The following is a 25,077-nucleotide window of genomic DNA, read 5'->3' on the forward strand; positions in this document are numbered from 1 at the left end:
AGCCGTACGGAACCGGGCGCTTCAATCGAAGACCGGCGCTGCACCTACGGGGAGCCGGCAGGAAAAGACGACCCAGGCGCGAGACGCGTGCCTGGGGGACGCGGGCGACCGATCAAAGGAGGTCCCCGTGGAGGGTGTCCACAGCAGTGAAGCCGTAATCGACAACGGCTCCTTCGGCACGCGTACCATCCGGTTCGAGACCGGCAGGCTCGCGCGCCAGGCGGCAGGCTCCGCCGTCGTCTACCTCGACGAGGAGACGATGGTCCTGTCCGCGACCACGGCGTCCAAGTCGCCCAAGGAGAACTTCGACTTCTTCCCGCTCACGGTCGACGTCGAGGAGCGGATGTACGCCGCGGGCCGCATCCCCGGCTCGTTCTTCCGGCGTGAGGGCCGTCCCTCCGAGGACGCCATCCTCACCTGCCGTCTGATCGACCGGCCGCTGCGCCCGTCGTTCGTCAAGGGTCTGCGCAACGAGGTCCAGGTGGTCGCCACCGTCATGGCGCTCGACCCCAACCACCTCTACGACGTGGTCGCGATCAACGCCGCGTCCCTGTCCACCCAGCTCGCCGGGCTGCCCTTCTCCGGGCCGATCGGCGGCGTGCGGGTGGCGCTGATCGAGGGCCAGTGGGTGGCCTTCCCCACCCACTCCGAGCTGGAGAACGCCACCTTCGACATGGTCGTCGCGGGCCGGGTCCTCGACGACGGCGACGTCGCCATCATGATGGTCGAGGCCGAGTCCACCCGTGACACGCTCAAGCTCGTCGCGGAGGGCGCCGTCGCGCCGACCGAGGAGACCGTGGCGCAGGGCCTCGACGCCTCCAAGCCGTTCATCAAGGTGCTCTGCGAGGCCCAGGCCAAGATCGCCAAGGTGGCGGCCAAGGAGGTCAGCGAGTACCCCGTCTTCCTCGACTACCAGGACGACGTCCTGGAGGCCGTGACCAACGCGGTCAGGAGCGAGCTGGCCGCCGCGCTGACCATCGCGGGCAAGCAGGAGCGCGAGGTCGAGCTCGACCGGGTCAAGGCGCTGGCCCTGGAGAAGGTCGCCCCCGACTTCGAGGGCCGCGAGAAGGAGATCGGCCCGGCGTTCCGGTCGCTGACCAAGAAGCTCATGCGCGAGCGGGTCATCGCCGAGGGCGTCCGCATCGACGGCCGCGGCGTCAAGGACATCCGGCAGCTCAGCGCCGAGGTCCACGTCGTGCCCCGGGTGCACGGTTCGGCCCTGTTCGAGCGCGGTGAGACCCAGATCCTGGGCATCACCACCCTCAACATGCTCCGCATGGAGCAGATGATCGACACGCTCAACCCGGAGCGCACCAAGCGCTACATGCACAACTACAACTTCCCGCCCTACTCCACGGGTGAGACGGGCCGCGTCGGTTCTCCCAAGCGCCGCGAGATCGGCCACGGCGCGCTCGCCGAGCGGGCGCTGCTGCCGGTCCTGCCGACCCGCGAGGAGTTCCCCTACGCGATCCGTCAGGTCTCCGAGGCGCTCGGCTCCAACGGTTCGACCTCCATGGGTTCGGTCTGCGCCTCGACCATGTCGCTGCTCGACGCGGGTGTCCCGCTCAAGGGCATCGTCGCGGGCATCGCGATGGGCCTGATCAACGAGGGTGACCAGTACGTCACGCTGACCGACATCCTCGGTGCCGAGGACGCCATGGGCGACATGGACTTCAAGGTCGCCGGCACCAAGGACGTCATCACGGCCCTGCAACTCGACACCAAGCTCGACGGCATCCCCGCCTCGGTCCTGGGCGCGGCGCTGAAGCAGGCCAAGGGCGCCCGTCTGGCCATCATCGACGTGATGCAGGAGGCGATCGACTCCCCGGCGGAGATGAACGCCACCGCTCCGCGCATCATCACGATCAAGGTCCCGGTCGACAAGATCGGTGAGGTCATCGGCCCGAAGGGCAAGATGATCAACCAGATCCAGGACGACACCGGCGCCGAGATCACGATCGAGGACGACGGAACCATCTACATCGGCGCCACCGACGGCCCGTCCGCCGAGGCGGCCAGGTCGGCGATCAACGCCATCGCCAACCCGCACATGCCGGAGGTCGGCGAGCGCTACCTGGGCACGGTCGTCAAGATCGCCGCCTTCGGCGCCTTCATCTCCCTCATGCCGGGCAAGGACGGTCTTCTGCACGTCTCCCAGATCCGCAAGCTGCACGGCGGCAAGCGCATCGAGAACGTCGAGGACGTCATGAACGTCGGGGAGAAGGTCCAGGTGGAGATCGCCGAGATCGACTCGCGCGGCAAGCTCTCCCTGGTCCCGGTCGAGGTCATCGAGAAGGAGGCCGCGGCCAAGGCCGAGTCCGGAGCCGACGGGGACGAGTCCCCGGCGCCCGCCGAGGACAGGCCCCGCGAGGACGCCGCCCCGCGCCGCCGTACCCGCACCCGCAGCAGCGGTGCGAGCCGTGGAGGGGAAGACCGCAACTCGTGACGACCACCACTCTGCACCCCGGCAAAGACGGTGCCGGGGTCGTGCGGCGCACCGTCCTCCCCGGTGGGCTCCGGGTGGTGACCGAGTCCATGCCGACCGTGCGTTCCGTCGCGGTCGGCATGTGGGTCGGCATCGGATCGAGGGACGAGGCCCCCGAGCACACGGGGGCCTCCCACTTCCTTGAGCACCTGCTGTTCAAGGGAACCCCAACGCGGGACGCCCTGGAGATCTCCGCGGCGATCGAGGGCATCGGCGGTGAGATCAACGCCTTCACCGCCAAGGAGTACACCTGCTACTACGCGCGGGTCCTCGACGAGGACCTGCCGCTGGCGGTGGACGTCCTCGCCGACGTGATCACCTCCTCGCTCATCACCCCGGAGGACGTCGAGGCCGAGCGTGGTGTGATCCTGGAGGAGATCGCCATGCACGACGACGACCCCTCGGACGTGGTGCACGAGCAGTTCTCCGCCGCCCTGTACGGCGACACGCCCGTCGGCCGCCCGATCCTCGGGACGGTCGAGTCGATCAAGGCGCTGTCGCGTGACCGGATCGCGGAGTACTACCACCGCTACTACCTGCCCTCGCACACGGTCGTCGCGGTCGCGGGCAACGTCAGCCACGAGTACGTCGTCGAACTGGTCGCGGCCGCCTACGAGCGGGCGGGCGCGCTCGGCGGTGAGGAGTGGCACGCCCCGCCCCGCGTGGGCGGCGCGGAGGTCCCCTACCGTTCCGGCGTCACGGTCCTTGACCGGACGACGGAGCAGGCGAACCTCGTGCTGGGCACCGCGGCCCTGGCCCGCAACGACGAGCGCCGCTTCGCCCTGGGCGTGCTCAACGCCGTGCTCGGCGGCGGCATGTCGTCGCGGCTGTTCCAGGAGATCAGGGAGAAGCGGGGCCTGGCCTACTCCGCCTACAGCTACACCTCCGCCTACGCCGACACCGGCCAGTTCGGTGTCTACGTCGGCTGCCTGCCGCCCAAGATCGACGAGGTCCTCAAGGTGGCGCAGGCCGAGGTGGCGCAGGTGGTCGCGCACGGCATCACCGAGGAGGAGCTCGTCCTCGGCAAGGGGCAGATGCGCGGCGGCCTCGTGCTCGGCCTTGAGGACACCGGGTCGCGAATGTCCAGGCTGGGCAAGAGCGAGCTGGTGCACGACCGCCTGATGTCCGTCGACGAGGTGCTCGGCCGCATCGAGGCCGTCACCCTCGACGACATCCAGGCCGTGGCCCAGGAGATCCTGCGGCGTCCGATGACCCTGGCGGTCGTCGGACCCTACGCAGGCCGGGACTTCTCCTCGCTCCTGGTCTGAGCTTCCACCGGTGTGACCGGCCGCCCTGCGCGACGGCCGGTCACACCGGTGGAGATAGGCTGACCGGGTGATCAGGGTAGGAGTTCTCGGCGCCAGAGGGCGCGTGGGCATCGAAGTGTGCAGGGCCGTCGAGGCGGCCGACGATCTGGAACTCGTCGCGGCCGTCGACAAGGACGACCCCATCGAGGAGCTTGAGGGCGCCCAGGTGGTGGTCGACTTCACCCACCCGGCCGTCGTCATGGACAATCTGGCCTGGTGCGTCTCCCACGGCATCCACGCCGTGGTCGGCACCACCGGGTTCGATGCCGAGCGTCTGGCCCGGGTGCGCGGCCTGCTCGACGACAACCCCGGCGTGAACGTGCTGATCGCCCCCAACTTCGGTATCGCGGCCGTCCTGATGATGCGCTTCGCCCAGCAGGCGGCCCGCTACTTCGACTCCGCCGAGATCGTCGAGCTGCACCACCCCAACAAGGCGGACGCCCCCTCGGGCACGGCCCGCCGTACGGCGGAGCTGATCGCCGAGGCGCGTCGCAAGGCCGGGATGGGGTCGATGCCCGACGCCACCAGCGCGGAGCTCGACGGCGCCCGCGGAGCCGACGTGGACGGCGTCCACGTCCACGCGGTACGGCTGGCCGGGCTGATCGCCCACCAGGAGGTGATCCTCGGCGGTGACGGCGAGATCCTCACCATCCGCCACGACACGATGAACCGCGCCTCCTTCACCCCGGGTGTGCTGCTCGGCGTGCGCCGGGTCGGTGAGACGCCGGGCCTCACCGTCGGCCTCGAACACCTTCTGGACCTCTAGCCGGATGACGGACGTCCGATGGGCGAGCGCCGCCGAACTGCCGGGCCTGGCCGAGGTCGAGATCGCGGCCGACGGGGTGTTCGCCCAGGTCGGCATCACCTTTCCGCCGGGGACCACGATGGTCGAGGAGGCCGGTGACCCGGCACGGGTGCTGGTCGCCGGAGACCCGCCGTTCGGGTTCGCGATGATCGGCTGGGTGGACGGCCAGGTCCACCTGGACCAGCTGGCGGTCCATCCGGCCCACGGGCGGCGGGGCGCCGGCGGGAGCCTTCTCGAAGCCGTCTGCGAGCACGCGCTCGCCGAGGGGGCGGCCGCGGTGACGCTGACGACCTTCAGGGACGTGCCGTGGAACGCGCCGTGGTACGCCCGGCGGGGCTTCGCCGTACTGGGACAGGAGGAGTGGGGGCCGGAGCTGGCAGCTCTGGTGGCCCACGAACGGGAACGGGGCATCGAGCTGGCGCCCCGGGTCGTGATGCGCAGGCTCCTGTGAGGGCGCGCCGTGCCGGGCGGGCCTCTGTGACGGTGGCACGCCCTCGCCGGGCCGGGCGGATAGCATCGCTGGTGTGAGCCGGTTTCGCGATGAGCTGTGGCGGGTGGTCGACGGTGTCTACGGACGCATCCTGGCTCATCCCTTCCTCACCGGGCTGACCGACGGGACACTCCCGCGCGAGGTCTTCCGGCACTTCGTGGTGCAGGAGACCCACTTCCTGCCCGACTACGCGCGGGCGCTGGCGGCGTGCGGGGTCAAGGCGGCCGATCCGGCGGCGGTGCAGCGTTTCGCCGCCGACTGCGCGCGTACGGTCGAGGTCGAGCACAGCCTGCACGTCGAACTGCTGACCGCCTTCGGTCTCGACCGGGACGAGGCGCGCCGGGCGGGGGCCGCCCCGACGACCGTCGGCTACGCCTCCTACCTGCTGCGCGTCTGTCACCTCGGGACCTTCCCCGAGGCGCTGGGCGCGATCGTGCCCTGCTACTGGATCTACGCCAGGGTCGGTGAGGCGCTGTTGAAGCAGTCTTCGCCGGATCCGCTCTACGCCTGGTGGATCGAGACCTACGGCGGCGAGCACTACCAGGAGACCGTCGCCGGGGTGCTCGACCTGCTCGACGAGGTCGCCGCGACGCTGCCCGAGGCCGACCGGGCGCGACTGTGCGAGCACGCGCTGACCACCGCGCGCTACGAGTGGCTGTTCTGGGACGCCGCGTGGCGGCGGGAGTCGTGGCCGATCTGAGCGGCGGTTAACCTACAGGTATGCGCCTGCGGGACCTGTGCCAGGTCGATCACCTGGGGCTGAAGGTCCTCACCGGTCACGACCTGCTCGACCGCAGGGTCCGTGGCGTCACGACCACCGACCTCATCGATCCGGGCCGCTTCCTCAAGCCCGCGGAACTGGTCCTCACCGAGCTGACCTGGCATGACGGGCCCGGCTCCGCCAGGCGGTTCGTGGCCGCCCTGGTCGAGGCCAGGGTCGCCGCGCTCTGCTCGGGCACCGCCCTCAAGGTGCCGCCCGCCGACCTCGTCGACGCCTGCGCCGAGGCGGGGCTGCCGCTGCTGGCCCTCGGCGTCGAGGTCTCCTTCGGCGCGCTCACCGAGTACGTGCTGCGTGCCCTGATCGAGGAGTACGGGGCCGCCGCCCCCAGCAGGCCGTACGGCCCGCGCAGGAGGCTGGCCAGCACGCTCGTCGACGGCGGCAGCCTGAGCAAGGTCGTCACCACGGTCGCCGGGGAGCTGGACGTGCCCTGCTGGGTGCTCTCGGCGACGGGCCGGGTGGTCGTCGGCTCGCAGCCGCTGCCCGAGGGGGCCGGTGGGCGGCTGGCGCAGGCGTTCCTGTCCGCCCGTTTCCTGCCCGGTACGGCACCGCAGCCGGACGGCACCGTGCTGTCGGTCTTCCCGGTCAGCAAGGGGGCCCCGCACCGGATCGCCAACTGGTTCCTGGCCTACGCGGGTGAGCAGGTGCGGGCGGGCGGTGAGCACGAGGACCTGGTCGTCGAGCTGGCCGCGCTGGTGGCGCTCGAACGCTCCCGCCTTGAGGCGGCCCACCGCATCGAGCGCCGGGTCCTCGACCAGCTGCTGGACCTGCTGGCCTCCGGCGACGCGAACCTGCCCGGGGTGGTCTCCCGGCTGCACACCCTGCACATCGAGACCGAGCACGGCCTGCTGGCCGTCGCGCTGGCCGTGGAGGGGATCGACCGGGCGGACGAGGTGGGGGTCGCGGTGCTCGACGAGCTGCTGCGCCCGCTGGCGCCCGGCGTGGCGACCGCCGCGGACCGGCACGCCGTGGCGCTGGTGCCGCTGGCGGGCAACACCGCGGACGAGCTGACCGCGCACCTGCTGGCCGGGGCGGCCACGCTTGAGGCCGGGCTCGGCGAGGCCAGGATCACGATCGGCGTCAGCAGCGTGACCAACGGCCCGGCCACGCTGAGCGGCCTGATCGAGGAGGCCAGGCACGCCCGCACGCTGGCCGAGCTGGGTGAGGGCCGGGTCTCGGCGATCACCGGGGCCGACGTCAGCTCCCACCGCTCCCTGATCGCCGCCATCCCCGGGGAGCTGCGGCGCTCGTTCAGGACCCGGCTGCTCGGCCCGCTTGAGGAGTACGACGCCGCCCACCAGACGGACCTGCTGGAGACGCTGGAGACCTTCCTTGAGGAGTCGGGCGCGTGGGCGGCGACCGCCGACCGGCTCCACGTCCACGTCAACACGCTGCGCTACCGGCTCAAGCGCATCGAGGAGCTGACCGGCAGGTCGCTGACCTCCCTGGACGAGCGGGTGGACTTCCTGCTGGCCCTGCGGATGCGCTGATCCCACGGATCTCACCGGGGTTACCCTGTGTCCGCATCGCAATGCGTCCTCATCCACCCCCCTTTCAGCCTGAAGGACGTGAAAGACCACATGAGACACCGACTCATCGGGGCTCTGGCCGTCGTGGGAACCCTGCTGATCCCGCTGGGAGCCGCCGTCCAGGCGGACGCCACGGTCGCCCTCCCGATCCGGATCGACGCCAACGGGCCCGGCCTCACCGACTCCTCGGGAAACCTCTGGGAGGCCGACCGGGGATACGACATCCGCTACGGCGGCGGCCGGATCCCCTCGCCCATCGAGGGCACCGTCGACGACGCGCTGTACCAGACCTACAACGCCTTCGGCGGCGGGGCTGGCTACGCCCTCGACCTGCCCAACGGCACCTACCGGGTCACCCTGAAGATGGTGGAGGACTGGGCCACGGCGGCGGGGCAGCGCCGCTTCGACGTCAGGGCCGAGGGGGTGACCGTGCTCGGCGCCTTCGACGTCTACGCGAACTGCGGCAGGCTCACGGCGTGCGACCGCTCCTTCACCGTCGCGGTCACCGACGGCCGGTTGAACCTGCAGTTCAGCGCGAACGGCGGAGCCAACCACGCCACGGTCTCCGCCGTCGAGATAACCGCCGCCACGGCCACTCCCTCGCCCACGACCTCCCCGTCCCCCACTGTGTCACCCACAGCGTCCCCTACAGGGTCGCCCACGCCGTCTCCCGGGGGTGGCCGGGTTGTCGCGGTGTCAACGGCCTCGGGGCTCAAGACGGCGCTGAGCACGGCCCTGCCCGGTGACACGATCCGGCTCGCCGACGGGAGATACACGGGCAACTTCAAGGCCACCGTGGCCGCCAGGCCCGACGCCCGCATCACGATCACCGGCTCCTCCGGGGCGGTCCTCACCGCAGGCGGCGGCTACGGCCTGCACCTCAACGGAGCCTCCTACTGGACCGTCACCGGCGTCACCATAACCGGCGGCCAGAAAGGGATCATGATCGACGCGGCGAAGGGCGTCGTCATCGACGGCGTCACCGTGCACGACCTCGACATGGAGGGCGTGCACTTCCGCAACTCCAGCACCGACGGCGTCATCAGGAACTCCACCATCTACGACACCGGTAACGACGGCCGGGGCATGGGGGAGGGCGTGTACGTGGGCACGGCCAACACCCTGTCCGACAACAGCGACCGCATCGAGATCGCCGGCAACACGATCGGTCCGGACGTCGGCGGTGAGAACGTCGACATCAAGGAGGGCACGACGGGCGCCAGGATCGTCGGCAACACCTTCGACGGCGGCGGGCTCACCGGCGCCAACTACGACGACTCCTGGGTCGACGTGAAGGGCAACGACGTCCTCGTCCAGGGCAACGTGGGCAGGAACACCACCAACAACGGGTACGAGACCCACACCCAGCGGCCCGGATGGGGCTGCGGCACCGTCTTCCGCGACAACGTCTCGGACCTGACGGGCGCGACCGGTGACCGGCGGCTGGCGATCAACGTCACCAACCACGCCCCCGGCTGTGAGACGACGGTCCACGCGAGCAACACGGTGACGGGCGGCAACGGCCTGACGAACGTCCCGGTGACCCCGTGAGACGGCTGGAGGCCGCCGCCCGGACTCGGGTGGCGGCCTCCAGCGGGTTGGTTCAGCGGGCGGCGTAGGCGTCCAGCTCGGCGAGGTAGGCGTCCTTCAGATGGCGGGGCAGCCAGGTGATCTCGAAGGCGTTGCGTTCGAGCTGGACGAGGTCCTCCTCGGTCAGCGAGAGCTCCTCGGCCAGGACGGCCAGGTTCTCCTGGACGTAACCGGCGAAGTAGGCCGGGTCGTCGGAGTTGACCGTGACGCGCAGGCCGAGGTCGAGCATCCTGCGGATGGCGTCGGCCTTCGTCGAGTCCGTCACGTAGCCGTTGGAGATCGGGCACACGGTCAGCCCGAGCCCCCGCTCGCGGAGCGTCTCGACCAGCGCCGGGTCCTCAAGGACGTTGACGCCGTGGTCGACGCGGTCCACGCCGATCTCCTCGACGGCCTGGCGGATGTGCTCGACCGAGTTCTCCTGGTCGACGTCGCAGTGCATGGTCAGCAGGTAGCCCTCCTGCCTGGCCCGCTCGTAGACGGCCTTGAACTTGACCGGGGGGTTGCCCTTCTCGTCGGAGTCGAGGCCGACACCCACGATCCACTCCCGGTAGGGCAGCGACTCCAGCAGCGTCGCCATGGCGTACTCGGCCTGGAAGTCGCGCAGGAAGCACATGATGAGCTGCGCCCTGATCCCGAGCTGCCGCTCGGCGTCGATCAGCGCGCGGCGCAGGCCGCGGATCACGAGGTCGAAGGGCACACCGCGCGAGGTGTGGGCCTGCGGGTCGAAGAAGATCTCCGCGTAGCGGACGTTCTGCGAGGCGGCCTTGCGCAGGTAGGCCATGGCCAGGTCGTAGAAGTCGGGCTCGGTGCGCAGCACCTCCATGCCCTCGTAGTAGATCTTGAGGAAGGAGGGAAGGTCGTCGAAGGAGTAGGCGGCCCTGATGTCCTCGACCGAGGAGTAGGGCAGCTCGATGCCGTTGCGCTCGGCGAGCGCGAACTTGAGCTCGGGTTCGAGGGTGCCCTCGATGTGCAGGTGGAGCTCGCACTTGGGCAGCCCCGCGATGAAGTCGGTCATGCTCTAGCTCCAGGAGAGGATCGGGTCGACGACCTTGAGTTCGACGCAGTCCACCAGGCCGAGATCGGTGATGGCGTAGTCGGGGATCGCGGTGATCGACAGGAAGAAGAGATACATCATCGGTGAGGGCAGCGCGCAGCCCAGTTCGCGGGCCAGATCGTCCAGCTCGCTCTCCGCCTCGGCCATCTCCCGCGCGGGCAGGTCGGAGACGATGCCGCCGACCGGCAGCGGCAGCAGCCGCAGGACCTCGCCGTCCACGACGACGGCCTGGCCGCCGCCCGCCCGGACGACCTCGTTGACCGCCAGGGCCATGTCGGAGCGGGAGGCGCCGACGCAGATGATGTTGTTGTCGTCGGGGGCGGCGCTGGTGGCGATGGCGCCCCTGGTGATGCCGAAGCCGTTGACCAGGGCGACCGGCCGGTTGGCGGTCTTGCCGTACCGCTCGACGACCGTGATGTAGAGCGCGTCGTGCTCGACGGACGGTTCGACGACGCCGCCGGTCACGGGGAGCGTGACGTCGTGCCGCTTGCGGACGAAGACCTGCTCGGGGCTCATCCGCATGGCCAGCGCGGTGACCGAGGCGGCTCCTTCGGGGGCGCGCAGCACGATGTCGTCCGCGGTCAGCTCGGCGACGGGGAAGGGCCGCACCGGCGGGCGGGCGGGCGGCGCCGTGGGCGTGATCATGGCGTTGTCCCTGGCCACGAGCCTGCCACCGGCCACGACCTCACGCACCTGGAAGTCGGCCAGGTCGTCCACGATCAGCACGTCGGCGAAGCGTCCCGGGGCGATGCTGCCGACCAGGTGGTCGATCCGGTACATCTCCGCGCAGTTGATCGTGGCCATCTGGACCGCCGTCACCGGGTCGACGCCCGCCTTGACGGCCATCCGGACCAGCTTGTCCATGTGCCCGGCGGCGAGCACGTCGGCGGCGTGCACGTCGTCGGTGCAGAAGGCCACCCGGCGCGCGCCGACCTGGGAGACCACCTGGATGTTCTCCTGCAGGAAGTGGGCGACGCTGGACTCACGCACGATGGCGTAGATACCCAGGCGGAGCTTCTCCAGTGTCTCCTGTGCCGAGTACGACTCGTGGTCCAGGCGGATTCCGGCCGCGGCCAGGCCGCTGATCCGGCGCGTGTCGGACATCGGGGCGCAGCCGAAGACCGGGAGCCGGTGCCGTTCGGCCAGGTCGAGGGCCTCCATGACGGCCTCGTCGCCGTGCTCGACGAACTCCTGCACGGTCTCCCAGATGCCGACGCACTCGGGCCACTCGTGGGCCAGCCGGTGCTCGGCGGGGCCGAAGGTGTGCCCGACGGTCGACTCGGGAACGGTGTAGGGGGCCTTGGCGGGTGCCCCCCACCACACGCGCATGCCGGTGGCCGCGGCCTCGTCCAGGCAGCTCCGGACCCCGGGCAGGCCCTCGGCCACCAGGATCTGGTCCAGGCCGGAGACGACGCTGGTCGTGCCGTAGGGGACCACCAGGTCGGCGAAGCCGGTCACGGAGAGCTTGCTGCACTCGATGTGCAGGTGGCCGTCGATCAGGCCGGGGACGAGATGGCCGCCCCGGGCATCGATGATCTTCGTCTCGGGGCCACGGGGCAGGTCGGGACCGACCAGGGCGATCCGGGAGCCGCTTATCCCGATCTCCGCGGGATAGGTCTCGCCGGTCAGCACGTTGACCAGGACACCGTTGGTGATGATCGTGTCGGCGGGACGTCGTCCGTACGCGACGTCGAGCAGGGCGCGGTCGGGCATTTCGCTGCGGCCTTTCTGCGGGTCAGGCGGGGACGGGGACGGGGGCGGGGCGGCGTTCCAGCACGGCGTAGACCAGACCGGCCACGGCCACGCCCGCGAAGATGCTCAGGTCGGAGCCGCCGGTCGCCTGGGAGAGCGGTCCGGTGAAGGCCGCCGAGTTGATCCACAGCGCCGCCGCGACCATGCCCGCGGCCTGCGCGATGATCCCGTTCCAGCGGACGCCCCCACGCCCGTGGTACGGCCCGGCCTCGGCGAACAGGCCCTCGGCGTCGTAGGAACCCCTGCGCCGCAGCCAGTCGGTCAGATAGACGCCGGCCCACGGGGCCAGCCAGAGGATCAGCAGCCCGAGGAAGGTGTTGAGCATCGTGTTGAAGGAGTCGGAGAACACCGCCACACAGGTGATGGCCACGCAGATCACCAGGTCGAGCACGACCGCGGCCGAACGGTTCAGCTTGATCCCCGAGGCCTGCAGGTTCAGGCCGGAGGAGTAGAGGTCGGTGGTGTTCACCGCGAACAGCGTGACGATCGCCAGCAGCAGGTAGGGCACGACGAACCAGGAGGGCAGCGCGCCGGGCAGCCCGGAGACGGGGTCGCCCGCGTCCTTGACCACGGTGGCGACGGCCGCGCCGAGCGTCATCAGCAGCACGTACGGCACCAGCCCGCCGAGCGCGGCGTAACCGAAGACGGCCTTCCTGCTGGAGGAGGCGGGCAGGTAGCGCGAGTAGTCGCTGCCCAGCGGGGCCCAGGACAGGCCGCCGCACGACATGACCAGTGCGACCGCGACGGTGAACGTGGCGAAGTCGGCCCCACCCCCGGCGGTGGCCTGCACCTTCGGGCCGACGAGAACGGCCATGACGGCGAACATCGCGACGAACACCCAGGTGAAGTACTTCTGGGCCTTCATGACGGCGGCGTGCCCGACGAGCGGCAGGACGAGCTGGATCAGCGCCGCGACGACGATCACGCCGACCTTCAGGGCCGCGCTCTGGGAGGCGATCCCGGCCTGGTCGAGCAGGGCCAGCGAGGCGAAGGTGATCAGCACCATGCCGCCCGCCTCGAAGCCGACCATGTTGATCCAGCCGAAGAAGCTGAGCACTCGGGCGCCCTTGGGGCCGAACGCGGCGCGGGAGACCGCCATCGTCGAGGTCCCGACAGCCGGTCCCTGGAGACTGGTCAGGCCGACCAGCGGGAAGGACAGCAGGTTGCCGATCACGATGGCCAGCACGGCCTGCGGAAAGCTGAGCCCGAGGGAGACGACGACGGTCCCGTAGACCAGGGTGAAGACTCCCATGGTGGTCCCGGTCCACAGGAACAGCAGGTCACGTGGCCTGCCGTACCTCTCGGACGGCGAGACCAGCTCGATCCCGCGTTGCTCGACGGCCACTACGCCTCCACCTGGTGCCTTGGACATTCACCTTCAGTGAACCAGGGCACGCGGCGTGCTCCCGTTGTCGGAGAACACGAGGTCAGGGGGTCCGGACTGTACCGGTCTCCAAGGTGATCGCCGGGCGGGAGGGGAGTCCTACAGGGCGTGCAGGGCCAGGCCCGCGGTGAACAGCAGGCCGAAGACGAGCTGGAAACGGCCGGTCTGCTGCAGCGTCGCGATCAGCGCCCGGCCGGTGGCACCCTGGGCGACCGCCCTGACGGGGGCGACGGCCAGCGGGGCGGCGAGCAGGGTGAGCGCGGCGAACGGCTGCCAGGGGACCAGCGCCAGCGCGAGGACCAGCGGCAGCACCAGGCACACCGAGTAGAGCGTGCGGGTACGGCCGTCGCCGAGCACGACGGCCAGGGTGCGCTTGCCCGCGGGGCCGTCGGTCGCGATGTCGCGCAGGTTGTTGACCACCAGCAGCGCGCAGGCCAGCAGGCCGACGGGGACCGCGGCGGCGACCGCGGTCCACGGCAGTGACTCGGTCTGGACGAACGTGGTGCCCGAGACCGCGAACAGGCCGAAGAACACGAACACCGAGATCTCGCCCATCGCGCGATAGCCGTACGGCCGCGAGCCCCCGGTGTAGAACCAGGCCGCCGCGATCGACAGCGCGCCGATCAGGACAAGCCACCACGCGCGGGTCACCACGACCAGGGCCAGCCCGGCGACCGAGGCGGCCAGGAAGCAGCCGAAGGCCGCGAAGAGCACCTCGCGAGGGGTGGCCGCTCCCGAGCCGACCAGCCGCATCGGGCCGACCCTGCCGTCGTCGGTGCCGCGCACACCGTCGCTGTAGTCGTTGGCGTAGTTCACGCCGATCTGCAGGGCGAGCCCGACGAACAGGGCGAGCAGGGCCCGCCACCACACCGCGCCGTCGTAGCCGAAGGCGACGCCGGTGCCGACGGCGACCGGGACGACGGCGGCGGGCAGGGTGCGCGGGCGGGCTCCGGCGATCCACTGGCTCGGGGTGGCCATGGCTGCGAACGTCCTCTCGAAGGTCAGCTGATGTCGGTGGCCAGGCGGACCATCCGCACGGAGCGACCGATGTGCAGCACCCGTTCGGCGCCGTCCTCGCCCCAGCCGGCCGACTCAAGGAAGCCGAGCACCGCGTGGTTGTCGGCGAACGCCCACGTCACGATGGTGCGGTAGCCGTCCTCCCTGAAGTGGTCGACCGTGGCGTTCAGCAGGCGGCTGCCGTGGCCGCGCCGTATGTGGTCGGGGTCGACCAGGAAGGTCAACAGCTCCCCGGTCGTGGTCGGATCGAGGTCGGGGTCCTCCGCCGGGGCGTGCGAGGCCAGCCCGACGACACGCTCGGGACCCAGGGCCGCCGCCGCGGCCGCGATGCCGCCGGGACCGAGCGCGGGGAACGCGTCGGTGTCCAGGACGACCTTCTCGACCGCCACGAGCACCCGGTGCCGTCTGCTGGGCGGGGAGACGATCGCCTCGTCCCACTGCCGTCGCCAGAGGTCCTCGGCCGCCGTGCCGGTCATCTGCTCAAGCGGCCCCTCGGGAAGGAAGTCCCGGTAGCCGTATCTCCAGGCGCGAATCTGGGTGCTCGCCACCGCGGCGACATCATCGTGCCGAGCCGCCCGCACGCCTACGTCTGCCATTCGGCCCGCTCCCTCTCTGCCGTCTGCCGTCGCCCATGACACGCCGCCTCGCGGGTCTCGTGCCACGCGAGCGGGCATCAGGCGGGTGGAACCGTGAGGCAGCCCCTACACCGTATCGGGGAATCAGACTCAGAGATGACGCGGCTGCGTCTCGGTCTGGCGCCGTGCCCGATATGCCCGAGTCTTGGTGCGGTTGCCGCACACCTTCATGGAACACCACGAGCGCGAGCGGTTCTTTGAGGAGTCGACGAAGGCCCACTGACAGGTGCTCTCCGTGCAGACCTTCAACCTGGGCCACATGCCCTCGGCGTGCGCCTCCATCACGGCCGCCGCGATCCTGGCGAGCCCGCCGGGGACGCCGGAGGCGGCCGGTTCGAGGACCGGCCCCGCCTCGGTCAGAACGACCCGCAGCGCGAGATCGGGGAACGACCTGGGCGGGGCCGCCTCCTGGTCGCGGTCGTGGTTGTGCCGCAGCGCGGCGCGCAGGGACTCGCGCAGGTCCACGGCGGCGCTCACGTCGGTCTCGTCCGCCGTGTCGGCGGGCCCGATCAACTCGTGCCTACCGAGCCAGGCGGTCAGCGCGGCGGGGGACGGGATCGAGTCGGTCGCGCTCTCGACGTCGTAGGTGTTCACGAAGTCGCACACCAGGTCGGCGGCGTTGCCCATGGTCAGTCACCTCTTCGAACCGCTGTTGAAACCACTGTATGTCAATAGGAGGTTTTTCTCTCCTCGACACCCGCATAATGATTTCAATGGTGTCGGCTCTCGTCTCGGCGGGCACGGGCGGCGGCGCTCAGGCCTCCTCGACCGCCGTCGCCAGCCGCCTGACCCCCTCGGTCAGCTCCGCCGTGTGCGCCGCCGCCGAGTGGCTGACCCTGATCCGGGGGCCGGGTGGCTCGGCCGGGTAGTAGATGCGTCCCGGGCTCACCAGGACGCCCGCCCGCCTGGCCCGCTCGACCACGGCCTCCTCGTCCAGATGGCGCGGGAGCCGTACCCACAGGTGCAGGCCGCCACGGGGGAGGAGGTGGATCTCCGCGGCCGGGGCGAAGGCGGCGAGCGCGCCCGCCAGGGCGTTCCTGCGGGCCGTCAGCTCGCTCTCCAGCGTGTCCAGGTGGCGGCGCCAGGCCGGTGAGCCGACGAACTCCAGAGCGGTTTCCTGCAGCGGCCTGGCGACGAAGAACGACTCGACGATCTGGCTCGCCCGCAGCCGCCGCGCCGCGGGTCCCCTGGCGACGAGGCCCGCCACGCGCATGTTGGGGGACAGGACCTTGGTGAGCGAGTTGATGTGCACCACGGTCCCGTGCTCGTCGAGCGCGGCCAGCGGCGGCGGGACCGGGGAGGTCGCGAAGTATCTGGCGTAGTCGTCCTCGACGACGAACGCCCCGGCGGCCCGCGCGACCGCGAGCACCTGCCTGCGCCGGTCGAGGGGGAGCGTCGCGCCGGTCGGGTTGTGCAGCGTCGGCTGACACAGGAAGACCCGCGCGCCCGTGACGGCGAACGCCTCGGCCAGCAGGTCGGGTCGCACCCCGTCCCCGTCCATCGGTACGGCCGTCGCCCGCAGCCCGGCGGCCCGCGCCGCGGCGAGCGCCCCCGGGTAGGTGGGTGTCTCGACCAGCAGGGGGGTGCCGGGGGCGGCCAGAGCACGCAGCGCGTGGGTGAGGGCGGCCTGCCCGCCGCTGACCACGAGGACGTCGGCGGCGGTCACGTCGCCGCCCAGTTCGCAGGCGAACCACCCGCGCAGCTCGGGCAGGCCGCCCAGCGGCGGCACCTCCCAGACGCCGGGACGTCGCATCGCCCGTGCCCCGGCCGCCGACAGGGCCCGCGCGGGGCGGATCGACGGGTTGAGGTAGCCCCCGGTGAGCGGGACGACGCCCTCGGGTGGCGGGGTGAGCAGCCCGACCACGTCGGTGTCGTCGACCACCCGGTCGCCGAGCGCGACCGTCTGCCAGGACAGGTCGGGGGCGTTCTCCACCCGCGCCTGCGCGGGGGCCACGTAGGTCCCGCTGCCCGGCCTGACGATCACCCGGCCCTCGGTGGCGAGCCTGCTGAGCGCCCTGGAGACGGTCACCGGACTCACACCGTGGACCCGCATCAGTTCGCGGCTCGACGGCAGCCTGTCGCCCGGCCGCAACCGCCCGGCCTCCTCCCTGAGGATGGCGGCCAATCGGACGATACTGCTATCGTCATTCATGAGAGACAAGAGTAGCGCTACGCTCGCCAGCCCGATAGCGGTCGGCCGGGAGACCCCGGCACCGGCACCGGCGGAGGGAGGCGCCTCGTGGCGCGGGACCCTGCTCGCGGGGCTGGGAGTGCTGACCTTCTCCGGCTCATTCCCCGGCACGGTCTTCGCGATGGAGGGGTTCGACCCCTACCTCGTCGCGATCGGGCGCGCCGTGGTCGCCGTCGTCGCGGCGGTCGTGTTCCTGCTGGTGGCCAGGGCGCCCTTACTGCCGCCCAGAGAGCACCTGTGGTCGTACCTGGTCATCGCCGCCGGGGTGGTCTTCGGCTTCCCGATTCTCAGCGGGCTGGCCCTGGACGCCGGAGCCGACACCTCCCACGCCGCCGTCGTGGTCGGCCTGCTGCCCGCCGCGACCGCCGTCTGCGCCGTCCTGCGGGGCGGGGAACGGCCGAGGCCGCTGTTCTGGGCCGCCTGCGCGCTCGGCGCCCTGTCGATCACGGTCTTCACCGTCGGCAGAGGCGGCGGCCACGTCACCGGCGCCGACCTGCTGCTGGTCGGGGCGCTGCTGTCGGCCGCCGCCGGCTACACCGAGGGAGGGCGCCTGGCCAGGCGGACCCCCGGCTGGCGGGTGATCTCCTACGCCCTCGTCGTCGCGGCCCCGCTCACGGTCCCCCTGACGGTCGCGCTGGCGCTGACCACGCAGGTGCGGCCGAGCGCGGTCTCGCTGGCCGGGTTCGCCTACGTCGGGCTGATCTCGATGTTCCTGGGCTTCATCCCCTGGTACGCGGGTCTGGCCAAGGGTGGCATCGCCAGGGCCGGGCAGACCCAGCTCGCCCAGCCGCTGCTCACCCTGCTGTGGGCCTGGCTCCTGCTCGGCGAGCCGTTCGACCCGGTGACGGTCGCCGCGGCACTGGCCGTGCTCGTGTGCGTCGCGGTGAGCCAGCGGACGCGCTCCTGAGGAATTCCCCGAATTATCGTGGTGCTTTGTTGGGGAATGCGGCCATTCTCGGATTGCGATGTTCCGGACGGGTGCCGCGCACGCTGAAAGGACGGGGGAAAACGCCTGACGCCTGCCGATCGGAAAGTGATCCGTTTCCCCCGGCGTCGTTCGTGGGGGCCGTTCACTGTTCCGGAGGGCAACATTGTTCCCACCGTCTCTTCCCGGCACGGGAGGAGCGGTTATACGGTCAGCGAGACCGGTGCCCACGGGCAGGGGGTGGTTCCCCCACGGTCACGGGCGGGCGGGCGACGCAGGCCCTTCGGCGACAGATGGAGGACGGTCATGGCTGGAAGCCCCAAGGTCGGGGACGTGGTCGAGGACTTCGAGCTCCTCGACGAGACCGGTACGGCACGGCGGCTCGTTGATCTGGTGGCCAAGGGGCCGGTGGTGCTGTTCTTCTACCCCGCGGCCATGACCACGGGGTGCACCGCGGAGAGCTGCCACTTCCGCGACCTGGCGGAGGAGTTCGAGGAGGTCGGCGCGAACCCGGTCGGCATCAGCCGCGACGCCGTCACCCGGCAGAAGAAGTTCGCCGACACCTACGACCTGGGCTTTCCCCTGCTGTCCGACCCCGACGGGGTCGTGGCCCGCAAGCTCGGCGCACGCCGTAACTTCGCGGTCGGGCCGTTTCTCACCCGCAGGATGACCTTCGTCATCGACGTCGACCGTCGCCTGCTCGAAGTGATCCACAGCGAGACCAGCATGCTGTCCCACGCCGACCGGGCGCTTGAGGTTCTGCGGGCCCGCGCGCAGGAGTGACGGGACCGGCCGGGCGTGATTTTAGAGGTCCCGGGTGATCACACGGTGTAGCCGTGGTCATGGGGTGGAGACGCTGGGGGGAGACGGCGAAACCTTCGCTGGACCGGCGGGAGGATAAATGGTCACCCTGGGGCTGTTCGTGCTGATCGAAGCCAAGCCCGGCAAAGAGGACGAGGTCGAGAGCTTCCTCAAGGAGGCGATCGCGCTCGCCGAGATGGAGGAGGGGACACCGGTGTGGTTCTCCATCCGCCTGGGACCGACGACCTTCGCCGTGTTCGACGCCTTCGCCGACGAGGCGGGCAGGGAAGCCCATCTGTCGGGCCAGATCGCCAAGGCGCTTGAGGACCAGGCCTCGCGCCTGTTCGCCAAGCCCCCCGCGGTCAACAAACTGAACATCCTGGCGGCCAAGCTGCCCGGCCGGTGACTCTCAGTGGGTTTCCGTGGGAGCCAGGAGATCCGCCGCGTGCCGTAACTCCGCCACGAGATACTCGGTGCCGCCCCGTCCGTCGGACTTCTCGATGATCGCGGCCAGCGCCCTGGCCGCGCCGGGTGAGAGCCGTACGGCGGGCTTGGTGCCGGCGTAGGGGATCGTCAGCAGGATCGAGGGGCCGTCCTGCTCGCCGGGTGAGTGGGGGCGCACGGTCTGGCTGGCCGTGATCGTGAGGTGCAGGCCTTTCCAGACAGTCGTGCGATGGGTCGTCGTGAGAGCGTCGCGGTTGCCGTGGTTACCGTCACACCAAGCGGGACATTCCACCGCAGAATTATTATTCATCACCGAACCATGGCTGTCGGCTGTGGGCTTCCCCGTCAGCATCTTAGGCGGGGAAGCGAGGTGTCAAGAAAGTGAATACGTGGAATTCCCCCGGATCGGAGAAAAGGCGGGATTTTTCGTTATCGGTCAGCCGTATGCGTCGTCCCGCGGCGGCGGATTCCTCCGAGGCCGGTTTCGGTCCCCGTCCGGGAAAAGGTCGGGCGCACATGCCGTACGGCCGTGCCGAAAACGGGGCGCACGGGATGGGGGAGCGCGATGCATCATGGGAGGCGCGGGCCTTTCGGGTACGCCAGGACATAAGGTGTGCCGATACAAGGAGGCCTGATCGTGATCGACCCGCACATCGCCGAGCTGCTCGGGATCGATCCCGAGGCTCCTGAGACGCGGCGCGAACTGCGGGCCGCCGAGCGCGACGTGCGGCTCATCGAGGAACTCGTCAGGTTGCGCAGGGCGCGGGGCCTCACCCAGGCTCAGGTCGCCGAGCGCATGCGCCGCACCCAGCCTGCGGTCTCCGACTTCGAGCGCCTCGGCGGTGACCCTCACCTGTCCACGATCAGGCGTTACGCCCTGGCCATCGGAGCCGAGGTCACCTACGTCGTGCGGGAGCTGGACGACCCGCCCTCGGAGCCGCTGGAGCACGTCGTCGAGCGGTAGCGGCCGTCAGGAGGGGGCCAGAGCTCGTTCGAGGCAGTCGAAGACGCGATCGAGCAGGGCGGCGTGTTCCTCGACCACCTTCTGGATGGGCTCGCCGGCGAAGACCTTGTCCACGGTGGTGACGTAGACCGTGCGGTAGGCCGAGACGATCATCGCCGCGGAGACCCGTGACCACGGGTCGTCGGAAGGCGCCCCCGCGGCCTCGGCCAGCAGTGAGCCGAGCAACTCCTCGAACTCGGCCGCCCGTTCCCTGGCCCGCGCCTGCAGCGACGGGGAGTCGATCACGACCTGCCAGAAGAACCGGTAACCGTCGGTGAACGCGCCGAAGGGGTGATTGTCCCGCAGGAGCTCCCGCTGCAGGCGCCGTAGCGCGGTCAGCGGCTCCTCACCCTCGGGACGTTCCCTGATGGCCCTGGTGATCAGCTCGGCGGCCTCGGGGAACCGGTCGAGGAAGAGGTCCTCCTTGCGCGGGAAGTAGTTGAAGACCGTCTTCGCCGAGACGCCCGCCGCCTCGGCCACCTCGGCGACCGTGACGTTGTCGAACCCGCGCCTGAGGAAGAGCCCGGAGGCGATGTCCGAGATCGTCTGGCGTGTCCGCTGCTTCTTCCGCTCGCGGAGTCCTGGCTCGCTGCTCATGCGCTGACTATAGTTGATAAAAGTTTTTAGTCGTAGTAACTTTCTAGTGGCGGTAAGAATTTTCGTGGAGGTGTGGTGTGTCGTACGACGTCGTGGTGGCCGGAGGCGGCCCTGTCGGGCTGATGCTGGCCTGTGAGCTGGCGGTCGGAGGCGTCTCGGTCGTGGTGATCGAACGGCTGACCGAGATCGACCAGACCGTCAAGGCGGGTTCGCTCAACACGCCCAGTGTCGAGGCGCTCCACCGGCGCGGCCTGCTTCCCGCGCTCCGCGCGGCGGAGGAGGAGAACCTCGCCGCCTTCATGAGGGGGAACGCCCCCAAGGGCAGGCCCCAGGGCGGGCCGAAGTTCGCGGGGCACTTCGCGGGGATCGTGCTCAGGGGGGACCTGCTCGACCCCACCGACCCCGACCTGGGCGGGAACGGCCCCGGCGACAACGTCAAGCTGGTCGGCCAGCAGCAGCTTGAGTGGATTCTGGCCGAACGCGCCGCCGAACTCGGGATCGAGGTACGCAAGGGAGTCGAGCTGACCGGCTTCGAGGCCGACGAGGACGGGGTGACCGTCACCACCACCGAGGGCACGGTCCGCGGCGGCTGGCTGGTCGGCTGCGACGGGGGAAGGAGCCTGGTGCGCAAGCTCGCGGGTTTCGACTTCCCCGGCACCGACCCCGAGATCACCGCCCACCAGGCCATGGCCGCGATGGAGGGCACGGAGGAACTGCGGCTGGGCTGGAACGCGACTCCGACCGGCGTCTACGCCTACGGTCCCATGCCCGGCCGGATCCTGACCGTGGAGTTCGGCGGCGTGCCCAAGGACCGGGACGCCCCCGTCACCACCGAGGAACTGCAGGACTCGATCAGGCGGGTCACCGGGGCGCCCGTCGTCGTGACCGGCATCAAGACCGCGACCCGGTTCACCGACAACGCCAGGCAGGCGAGCACCTACCGGAAGGGGCGGGTGCTGCTCGCCGGGGACGCCGCCCACGTCCACTCACCCTTCGGCGGACAGGGGCTCAACCTCGGTCTCGGCGACGCGATGAACCTCGGCTGGAAACTCGCCGCGACCGTGCGCGGTGACGCCCCCCAGGACCTGCTCGACACCTACACCGCGGAACGTCACCCGATCGGCGCCTGGGTGCTCGAATGGACCCGCGCCCAGATCGCGGTGATGCGTCCCGACTGCCACGCCAGGGCGTTGCGCGCGGTGGTCACCAACCTCGCGGAGACCGTGGCCGGAACCACCTACCTCGTCAAGCAGCTCTCCGGGGTCTGGCAGCGCTACGACATCCCCGGTGACCACCCGCTGCTCGGCAGGAGCGCCCCCGACCTGGAGCTGGCCGACGGTTCCAGGCTCGCCGACCACATGCACACCGGCCGCGCGCTGCTGCTCGACCCGTCAGGGGAACTCGCCGCCTCGGCGTACGGCTACCGCGACCGTGTCGAGGTCGTCGGGAGCGCGATCGTGGAAAGGCCGCAGCTCGCCGGACTGCTCGTCAGGCCCGACGGATTCGTCGCCTGGGCGGCTGACGAGGGGCACCCGAGCCCGGTCCCGCTCGGGGCGGCCCTGTCCACCTGGTTCGGAGCACCCGCTGTCACGGGCGCGGGCGGGAGCGCCGAAGCGGAGACGAGGGCCGTGGGAACGGCCTCCTGAGCGTCCGCCGGGCCCGCGCCGGACCCGGCGGACGCGGCTCATCACAGGGGGTGGTTGTAGATCAGGCGGAAACGGTCGCCGGGGATGACGATGTCGCTGGTCTCCACCGGACGGTCGCCCGCCCAGTGGGTGCGCTCCACATGCAGGACGTGGACCCCCGCGGGCAGGGCGAGGACGTCGCTCTCGGCGGGCTGGGGCACACGCGTGTAGACCTGTTCGACGATCTCGGTGACCTTGACGCCGAAGGAGGAGAGCCTCGATATCAGACCCCGGGGGTTCTCCTCGGCCGCGGGCTCGCCGAACCCGGTCGGCTCATAGGAGGTGGCCAGCTGAACCGGTCTGCCGTCGCCGCGGAAGACGTAGCGGACACGGGTCACGGGGGCCGACTCGTCCAGGCGCAGTCGCTGGGCGATGCCGGGCGGGGCCTCGGTGTGCTCGGCCCGCCACTCCCAGGTGGCGCGGGTGCCCTGCGACTGGATGTCCGCGCCGAAGGGGGCGTGGTGATCGTGGAAGCGCCAGCGGTGCAGCGGCAGCAGCACCGGCCTGGCCCTCACGTAGTGGCCGGAGCCGACCCGGCCGATGATCAGCCCCTCGGCGGCGAGCACCCGCAGCGCGTGACGGGCGGCCGTCTCGCCCACGCCGTACTTTCTGGTCAGCTGGGCGCGGGAGGGGATCGGCGCGCCGGGGGGAAGGGAGCCGTCGACGATCTGGCGGCGGATATCGGCGACGACGCGCAGGTAGACCGGATCGGAGCTTGCCACGTGTTCATCCCTGGGTTCGACAGCGTCGCCCCATCCTGACGTATTCGGTGGACAACTCACGGTAATGGCGGCGATTTGGAGTTCCAACTTTGCGGCCTCCCGGAGAGCGCGTGAAAATCTCTCAGAGACTGTGTAACGCCCGCGTAAGGAGCCTCGATTCACCTACAGAGGCCGTCGATGTGTGTACCCCCGAGCACATATCGGCGGCCTCTGTGTCTCTTTGCTCCGCCTTCGGCGTCGCGGGTCCGGGCGCTTTCGAGCCAACGCTTTCCCTCGTCGTTCGTCCGCTGCGCTCCCTCACTCCTCAGTCCAAGCGTCGGCGCGCCCGAACCGTGTCTCTTCGCGCCGCCTTCGGCGTCGCGGGCTTGGGCGCCCTGAGTCGGTGCTTTCCCTCGTCACTCCGTCGCTGCGCTCCTGCGTTCCTCAGTCCAAGCACCGACGCGCCCAAGCCGAAACTCCTCACGCTTGGGGCCGGTAAAGCACGGGCTGCGCCCTCTTGCTCCGCCTTCGGCGTCGCGGGCTTGGACGCCTTCGGGTCGGTGCTTTCCCTCGTCACTGCGTCGCTGCGCTCCTGCGTTCCTCGGTCCAAGCATCGACGGCCCAGGTCGGCACTCCTCACGTGGGGTACCGGGGGCCTTGGGCCGGGAGGCTCTCAGGTAGGGCACGGGAGAGGGTTTTGGGAGAATTTCTGCCTTCTGGGGTGGTGATGTTCGGGGCGTTTCCGGCTGGCGGAGGGGGCTTCTGGGGGGTTTGTCTTATTTGGTGGTTTGTTTGGAGTTCGGGGGCGGTGGGGGCTTCAACGGGGGGTTTCCGGGAGGAGGAAGCGGGGCCATGTGGGGGTTGACGAGGCAGGGAAGGGGGAAGAGGGCTTAGGCGGGGTGGCGGGGTCTACCGTTTGCGTGGTTCCGGGTAGCGTTCGGTCTATGGCAGCGCCAACTGGAACCTCTGACGCCCCCTTCGGCCGCATGCTGACCGCGATGGTCACACCGTTCACCGCGGACGGCTCGGTCGACTACGAGGGAGTGCGGCGCCTTGCCGCCTACCTGGTGGACGAACAGCGCAACGACGGCATCATCGTGAGCGGCACCACGGGTGAGTCCCCGACGACCACGGACGAGGAGAAGGAGCGCATCCTGCGCGCCGTCGTCGAGGAGGTCGGCGACCGCGCCACGGTCGTGGCGGGGGCGGGCACCAACGACACCCGCCACAGCGTCGAGCTGGCCACGGCCGCCGAGCGCGCCGGGGCCCACGGTCTCCTGGTGGTGACGCCCTACTACAGCAAGCCCCCGCAGGAGGGGCTCTACCGGCACTTCACCGCCGTGGCCGACGCCACCGGCCTGCCGGTCATGCTCTACGACATCCCGGGCCGCAGCGGCGTGCCCATCGAGACCGCCACCCTGCTGCGGCTGGCCGCGCACGAGCGGATCGTCGCGGTCAAGGACGCCAAGGCCGACCTGTTCGCCGGGTCCCAGGTGATGGCGGCGACCGACCTCGCCTTCTACTCCGGCGACGACACGCTCAACCTGCCGTGGATCTCGGTCGGAGCCGCGGGATGCGTCAGTGTTATCGGGCACGTCGTGGGCGCCGAGATCGCCACGATGATGAGCCTGTACCGCTCCGGCGACGTCGCGGGAGCGCTCGCCGTACACCGTGCGATCCTGCCGGTGGTCGAGGGCGTCATGACGCGGGCGGGCGGTGCGATCATGACGAAGGCGGCGCTGACCCTGATGGGGCGCTCCGCGGGACCGGTGCGGGCACCGTTGGCCGACGCCACGGCGGAGCAGGTCGCGCGGCTGAGAGAAGACTTGATCGCGGGTGGCGTGAAGCTGCCCGACGGAGATGTGTCATGAGAAGGAACGCGGCGGCCGGTGACGGCCGCAGAG

At 70.5% G+C, this 25,077-nt stretch carries 23 protein-coding genes; 13 read left to right on the forward strand and 10 right to left on the reverse strand.

Features of this window, described 5'->3' with window-relative positions; translation table 11 throughout:
* Positions 1-127 precede the first annotated feature (127 nt).
* The 7 genes from ACFOYY_RS15200 (at position 128) to ACFOYY_RS15230 (ending at position 8,945) form a co-directional block, all read left to right on the forward strand.
* Positions 128-2,446, forward strand: coding sequence for a polyribonucleotide nucleotidyltransferase (locus ACFOYY_RS15200; protein WP_386190107.1), 2,319 nt, complete (start codon positions 128-130; stop codon positions 2,444-2,446).
* Positions 2,443-3,753 carry a M16 family metallopeptidase gene (locus tag ACFOYY_RS15205; protein ID WP_386190108.1) on the forward strand — a complete coding sequence of 437 codons (1,311 nt, stop codon included), beginning with the start codon at positions 2,443-2,445 and terminating at the stop codon, positions 3,751-3,753. The genes ACFOYY_RS15200 and ACFOYY_RS15205 overlap by 4 nt, the downstream gene beginning before the upstream one ends.
* Before the next feature lie 67 nt (positions 3,754-3,820).
* Positions 3,821-4,558 (forward strand): 4-hydroxy-tetrahydrodipicolinate reductase, encoded by a 738-nt coding sequence (dapB, locus tag ACFOYY_RS15210; protein WP_386190109.1) that lies wholly within the window; start codon positions 3,821-3,823, stop codon positions 4,556-4,558.
* Between the two features lie 4 nt (positions 4,559-4,562).
* On the forward strand, positions 4,563-5,048 hold the full coding sequence (locus ACFOYY_RS15215; protein ID WP_386190110.1) for a GNAT family N-acetyltransferase: 486 nt from the start codon (positions 4,563-4,565) through the stop codon (positions 5,046-5,048).
* Between the two features lie 73 nt (positions 5,049-5,121).
* The gene (gene tenA, locus ACFOYY_RS15220; protein ID WP_352008459.1) at positions 5,122-5,787 is read left to right on the forward strand and encodes a thiaminase II; all 666 of its coding nucleotides are present in this window, start codon (positions 5,122-5,124) and stop codon (positions 5,785-5,787) included.
* Between the two features lie 20 nt (positions 5,788-5,807).
* Positions 5,808-7,355, forward strand: coding sequence for a PucR family transcriptional regulator (locus ACFOYY_RS15225; protein ID WP_352008460.1), 1,548 nt, complete (start codon positions 5,808-5,810; stop codon positions 7,353-7,355).
* A 90-nt stretch (positions 7,356-7,445) separates the two neighbouring features.
* Entirely contained in the window at positions 7,446-8,945 is a 1,500-nt protein-coding gene (locus tag ACFOYY_RS15230) for a malectin domain-containing carbohydrate-binding protein (RefSeq protein WP_386190111.1), read from the forward strand.
* Positions 8,946-8,997: 52 nt separating this feature from the next.
* On the opposite strand, the gene ACFOYY_RS15235 is transcribed toward ACFOYY_RS15230, so the two are convergent.
* From ACFOYY_RS15235 to ACFOYY_RS15265, 7 genes are all read right to left on the reverse strand, one after another.
* Positions 8,998-9,999: an adenosine deaminase gene (locus ACFOYY_RS15235; protein WP_352008462.1), complete on the reverse strand. Its 1,002-nt coding sequence runs from the start codon at positions 9,997-9,999 to the stop codon at positions 8,998-9,000.
* A 3-nt stretch (positions 10,000-10,002) separates the two neighbouring features.
* On the reverse strand, positions 10,003-11,751 hold the full coding sequence (locus tag ACFOYY_RS15240) for an adenine deaminase C-terminal domain-containing protein (protein WP_352008463.1): 1,749 nt from the start codon (positions 11,749-11,751) through the stop codon (positions 10,003-10,005).
* A gap of 22 nt (positions 11,752-11,773) precedes the next feature.
* Positions 11,774-13,135 carry a purine-cytosine permease family protein gene (locus ACFOYY_RS15245; protein WP_386190112.1) on the reverse strand — a complete coding sequence of 454 codons (1,362 nt, stop codon included), beginning with the start codon at positions 13,133-13,135 and terminating at the stop codon, positions 11,774-11,776.
* Between the two features lie 138 nt (positions 13,136-13,273).
* The gene (locus tag ACFOYY_RS15250; RefSeq protein ID WP_352008465.1) at positions 13,274-14,152 is read right to left on the reverse strand and encodes a 1,4-dihydroxy-2-naphthoate polyprenyltransferase; all 879 of its coding nucleotides are present in this window, start codon (positions 14,150-14,152) and stop codon (positions 13,274-13,276) included.
* A 23-nt stretch (positions 14,153-14,175) separates the two neighbouring features.
* Positions 14,176-14,787 carry a GNAT family N-acetyltransferase gene (locus ACFOYY_RS15255; protein WP_352008466.1) on the reverse strand — a complete coding sequence of 204 codons (612 nt, stop codon included), beginning with the start codon at positions 14,785-14,787 and terminating at the stop codon, positions 14,176-14,178.
* A 129-nt stretch (positions 14,788-14,916) separates the two neighbouring features.
* Positions 14,917-15,453: a CGNR zinc finger domain-containing protein gene (locus tag ACFOYY_RS15260; protein WP_386190113.1), complete on the reverse strand. Its 537-nt coding sequence runs from the start codon at positions 15,451-15,453 to the stop codon at positions 14,917-14,919.
* Positions 15,454-15,580: 127 nt separating this feature from the next.
* Positions 15,581-16,960: an aminotransferase-like domain-containing protein gene (locus ACFOYY_RS15265; protein ID WP_352009436.1), complete on the reverse strand. Its 1,380-nt coding sequence runs from the start codon at positions 16,958-16,960 to the stop codon at positions 15,581-15,583.
* Between the two features lie 16 nt (positions 16,961-16,976).
* Here ACFOYY_RS15265 and ACFOYY_RS15270 point away from each other — a divergent pair, with 16 nt between their 5' ends.
* The 3 genes from ACFOYY_RS15270 (at position 16,977) to ACFOYY_RS15280 (ending at position 19,149) form a co-directional block, all read left to right on the forward strand.
* Positions 16,977-17,924 carry a DMT family transporter gene (locus tag ACFOYY_RS15270; RefSeq protein ID WP_386190114.1) on the forward strand — a complete coding sequence of 316 codons (948 nt, stop codon included), beginning with the start codon at positions 16,977-16,979 and terminating at the stop codon, positions 17,922-17,924.
* A 324-nt stretch (positions 17,925-18,248) separates the two neighbouring features.
* The gene (locus ACFOYY_RS15275; RefSeq protein WP_352008469.1) at positions 18,249-18,725 is read left to right on the forward strand and encodes a peroxiredoxin; all 477 of its coding nucleotides are present in this window, start codon (positions 18,249-18,251) and stop codon (positions 18,723-18,725) included.
* Between the two features lie 118 nt (positions 18,726-18,843).
* Complete coding sequence (locus tag ACFOYY_RS15280) at positions 18,844-19,149, forward strand: putative quinol monooxygenase (protein WP_352008470.1); 306 nt, start codon at positions 18,844-18,846, stop codon at positions 19,147-19,149.
* A gap of 3 nt (positions 19,150-19,152) precedes the next feature.
* On the opposite strand, the gene ACFOYY_RS15285 is transcribed toward ACFOYY_RS15280, so the two are convergent.
* Complete coding sequence (locus tag ACFOYY_RS15285) at positions 19,153-19,479, reverse strand: hypothetical protein (protein ID WP_352008471.1); 327 nt, start codon at positions 19,477-19,479, stop codon at positions 19,153-19,155.
* 345 nt (positions 19,480-19,824) lie between these two features.
* Between ACFOYY_RS15285 and ACFOYY_RS15290 the strand changes: the two genes are divergently transcribed.
* Positions 19,825-20,151: a helix-turn-helix domain-containing protein gene (locus ACFOYY_RS15290; RefSeq protein WP_352008472.1), complete on the forward strand. Its 327-nt coding sequence runs from the start codon at positions 19,825-19,827 to the stop codon at positions 20,149-20,151.
* Between the two features lie 6 nt (positions 20,152-20,157).
* On the opposite strand, the gene ACFOYY_RS15295 is transcribed toward ACFOYY_RS15290, so the two are convergent.
* Entirely contained in the window at positions 20,158-20,787 is a 630-nt protein-coding gene (locus tag ACFOYY_RS15295; RefSeq protein ID WP_352008473.1) for a TetR/AcrR family transcriptional regulator, read from the reverse strand.
* Positions 20,788-20,864: 77 nt separating this feature from the next.
* Here ACFOYY_RS15295 and ACFOYY_RS15300 point away from each other — a divergent pair, with 77 nt between their 5' ends.
* On the forward strand, positions 20,865-22,433 hold the full coding sequence (locus ACFOYY_RS15300) for an FAD-dependent monooxygenase (protein ID WP_386190115.1): 1,569 nt from the start codon (positions 20,865-20,867) through the stop codon (positions 22,431-22,433).
* A 41-nt stretch (positions 22,434-22,474) separates the two neighbouring features.
* On the opposite strand, the gene ACFOYY_RS15305 is transcribed toward ACFOYY_RS15300, so the two are convergent.
* Positions 22,475-23,194 carry a GntR family transcriptional regulator gene (locus tag ACFOYY_RS15305; protein WP_352008475.1) on the reverse strand — a complete coding sequence of 240 codons (720 nt, stop codon included), beginning with the start codon at positions 23,192-23,194 and terminating at the stop codon, positions 22,475-22,477.
* Positions 23,195-24,117: 923 nt separating this feature from the next.
* Between ACFOYY_RS15305 and dapA the strand changes: the two genes are divergently transcribed.
* Entirely contained in the window at positions 24,118-25,044 is a 927-nt protein-coding gene (gene dapA / locus ACFOYY_RS15310) for a 4-hydroxy-tetrahydrodipicolinate synthase (protein WP_352008476.1), read from the forward strand.
* The last annotated feature ends 33 nt before the right edge of the window (positions 25,045-25,077 follow it).

Source organism: Streptosporangium jomthongense (assembly GCF_042650425.1).
Classification (GTDB): domain Bacteria; phylum Actinomycetota; class Actinomycetes; order Streptosporangiales; family Streptosporangiaceae; genus Streptosporangium.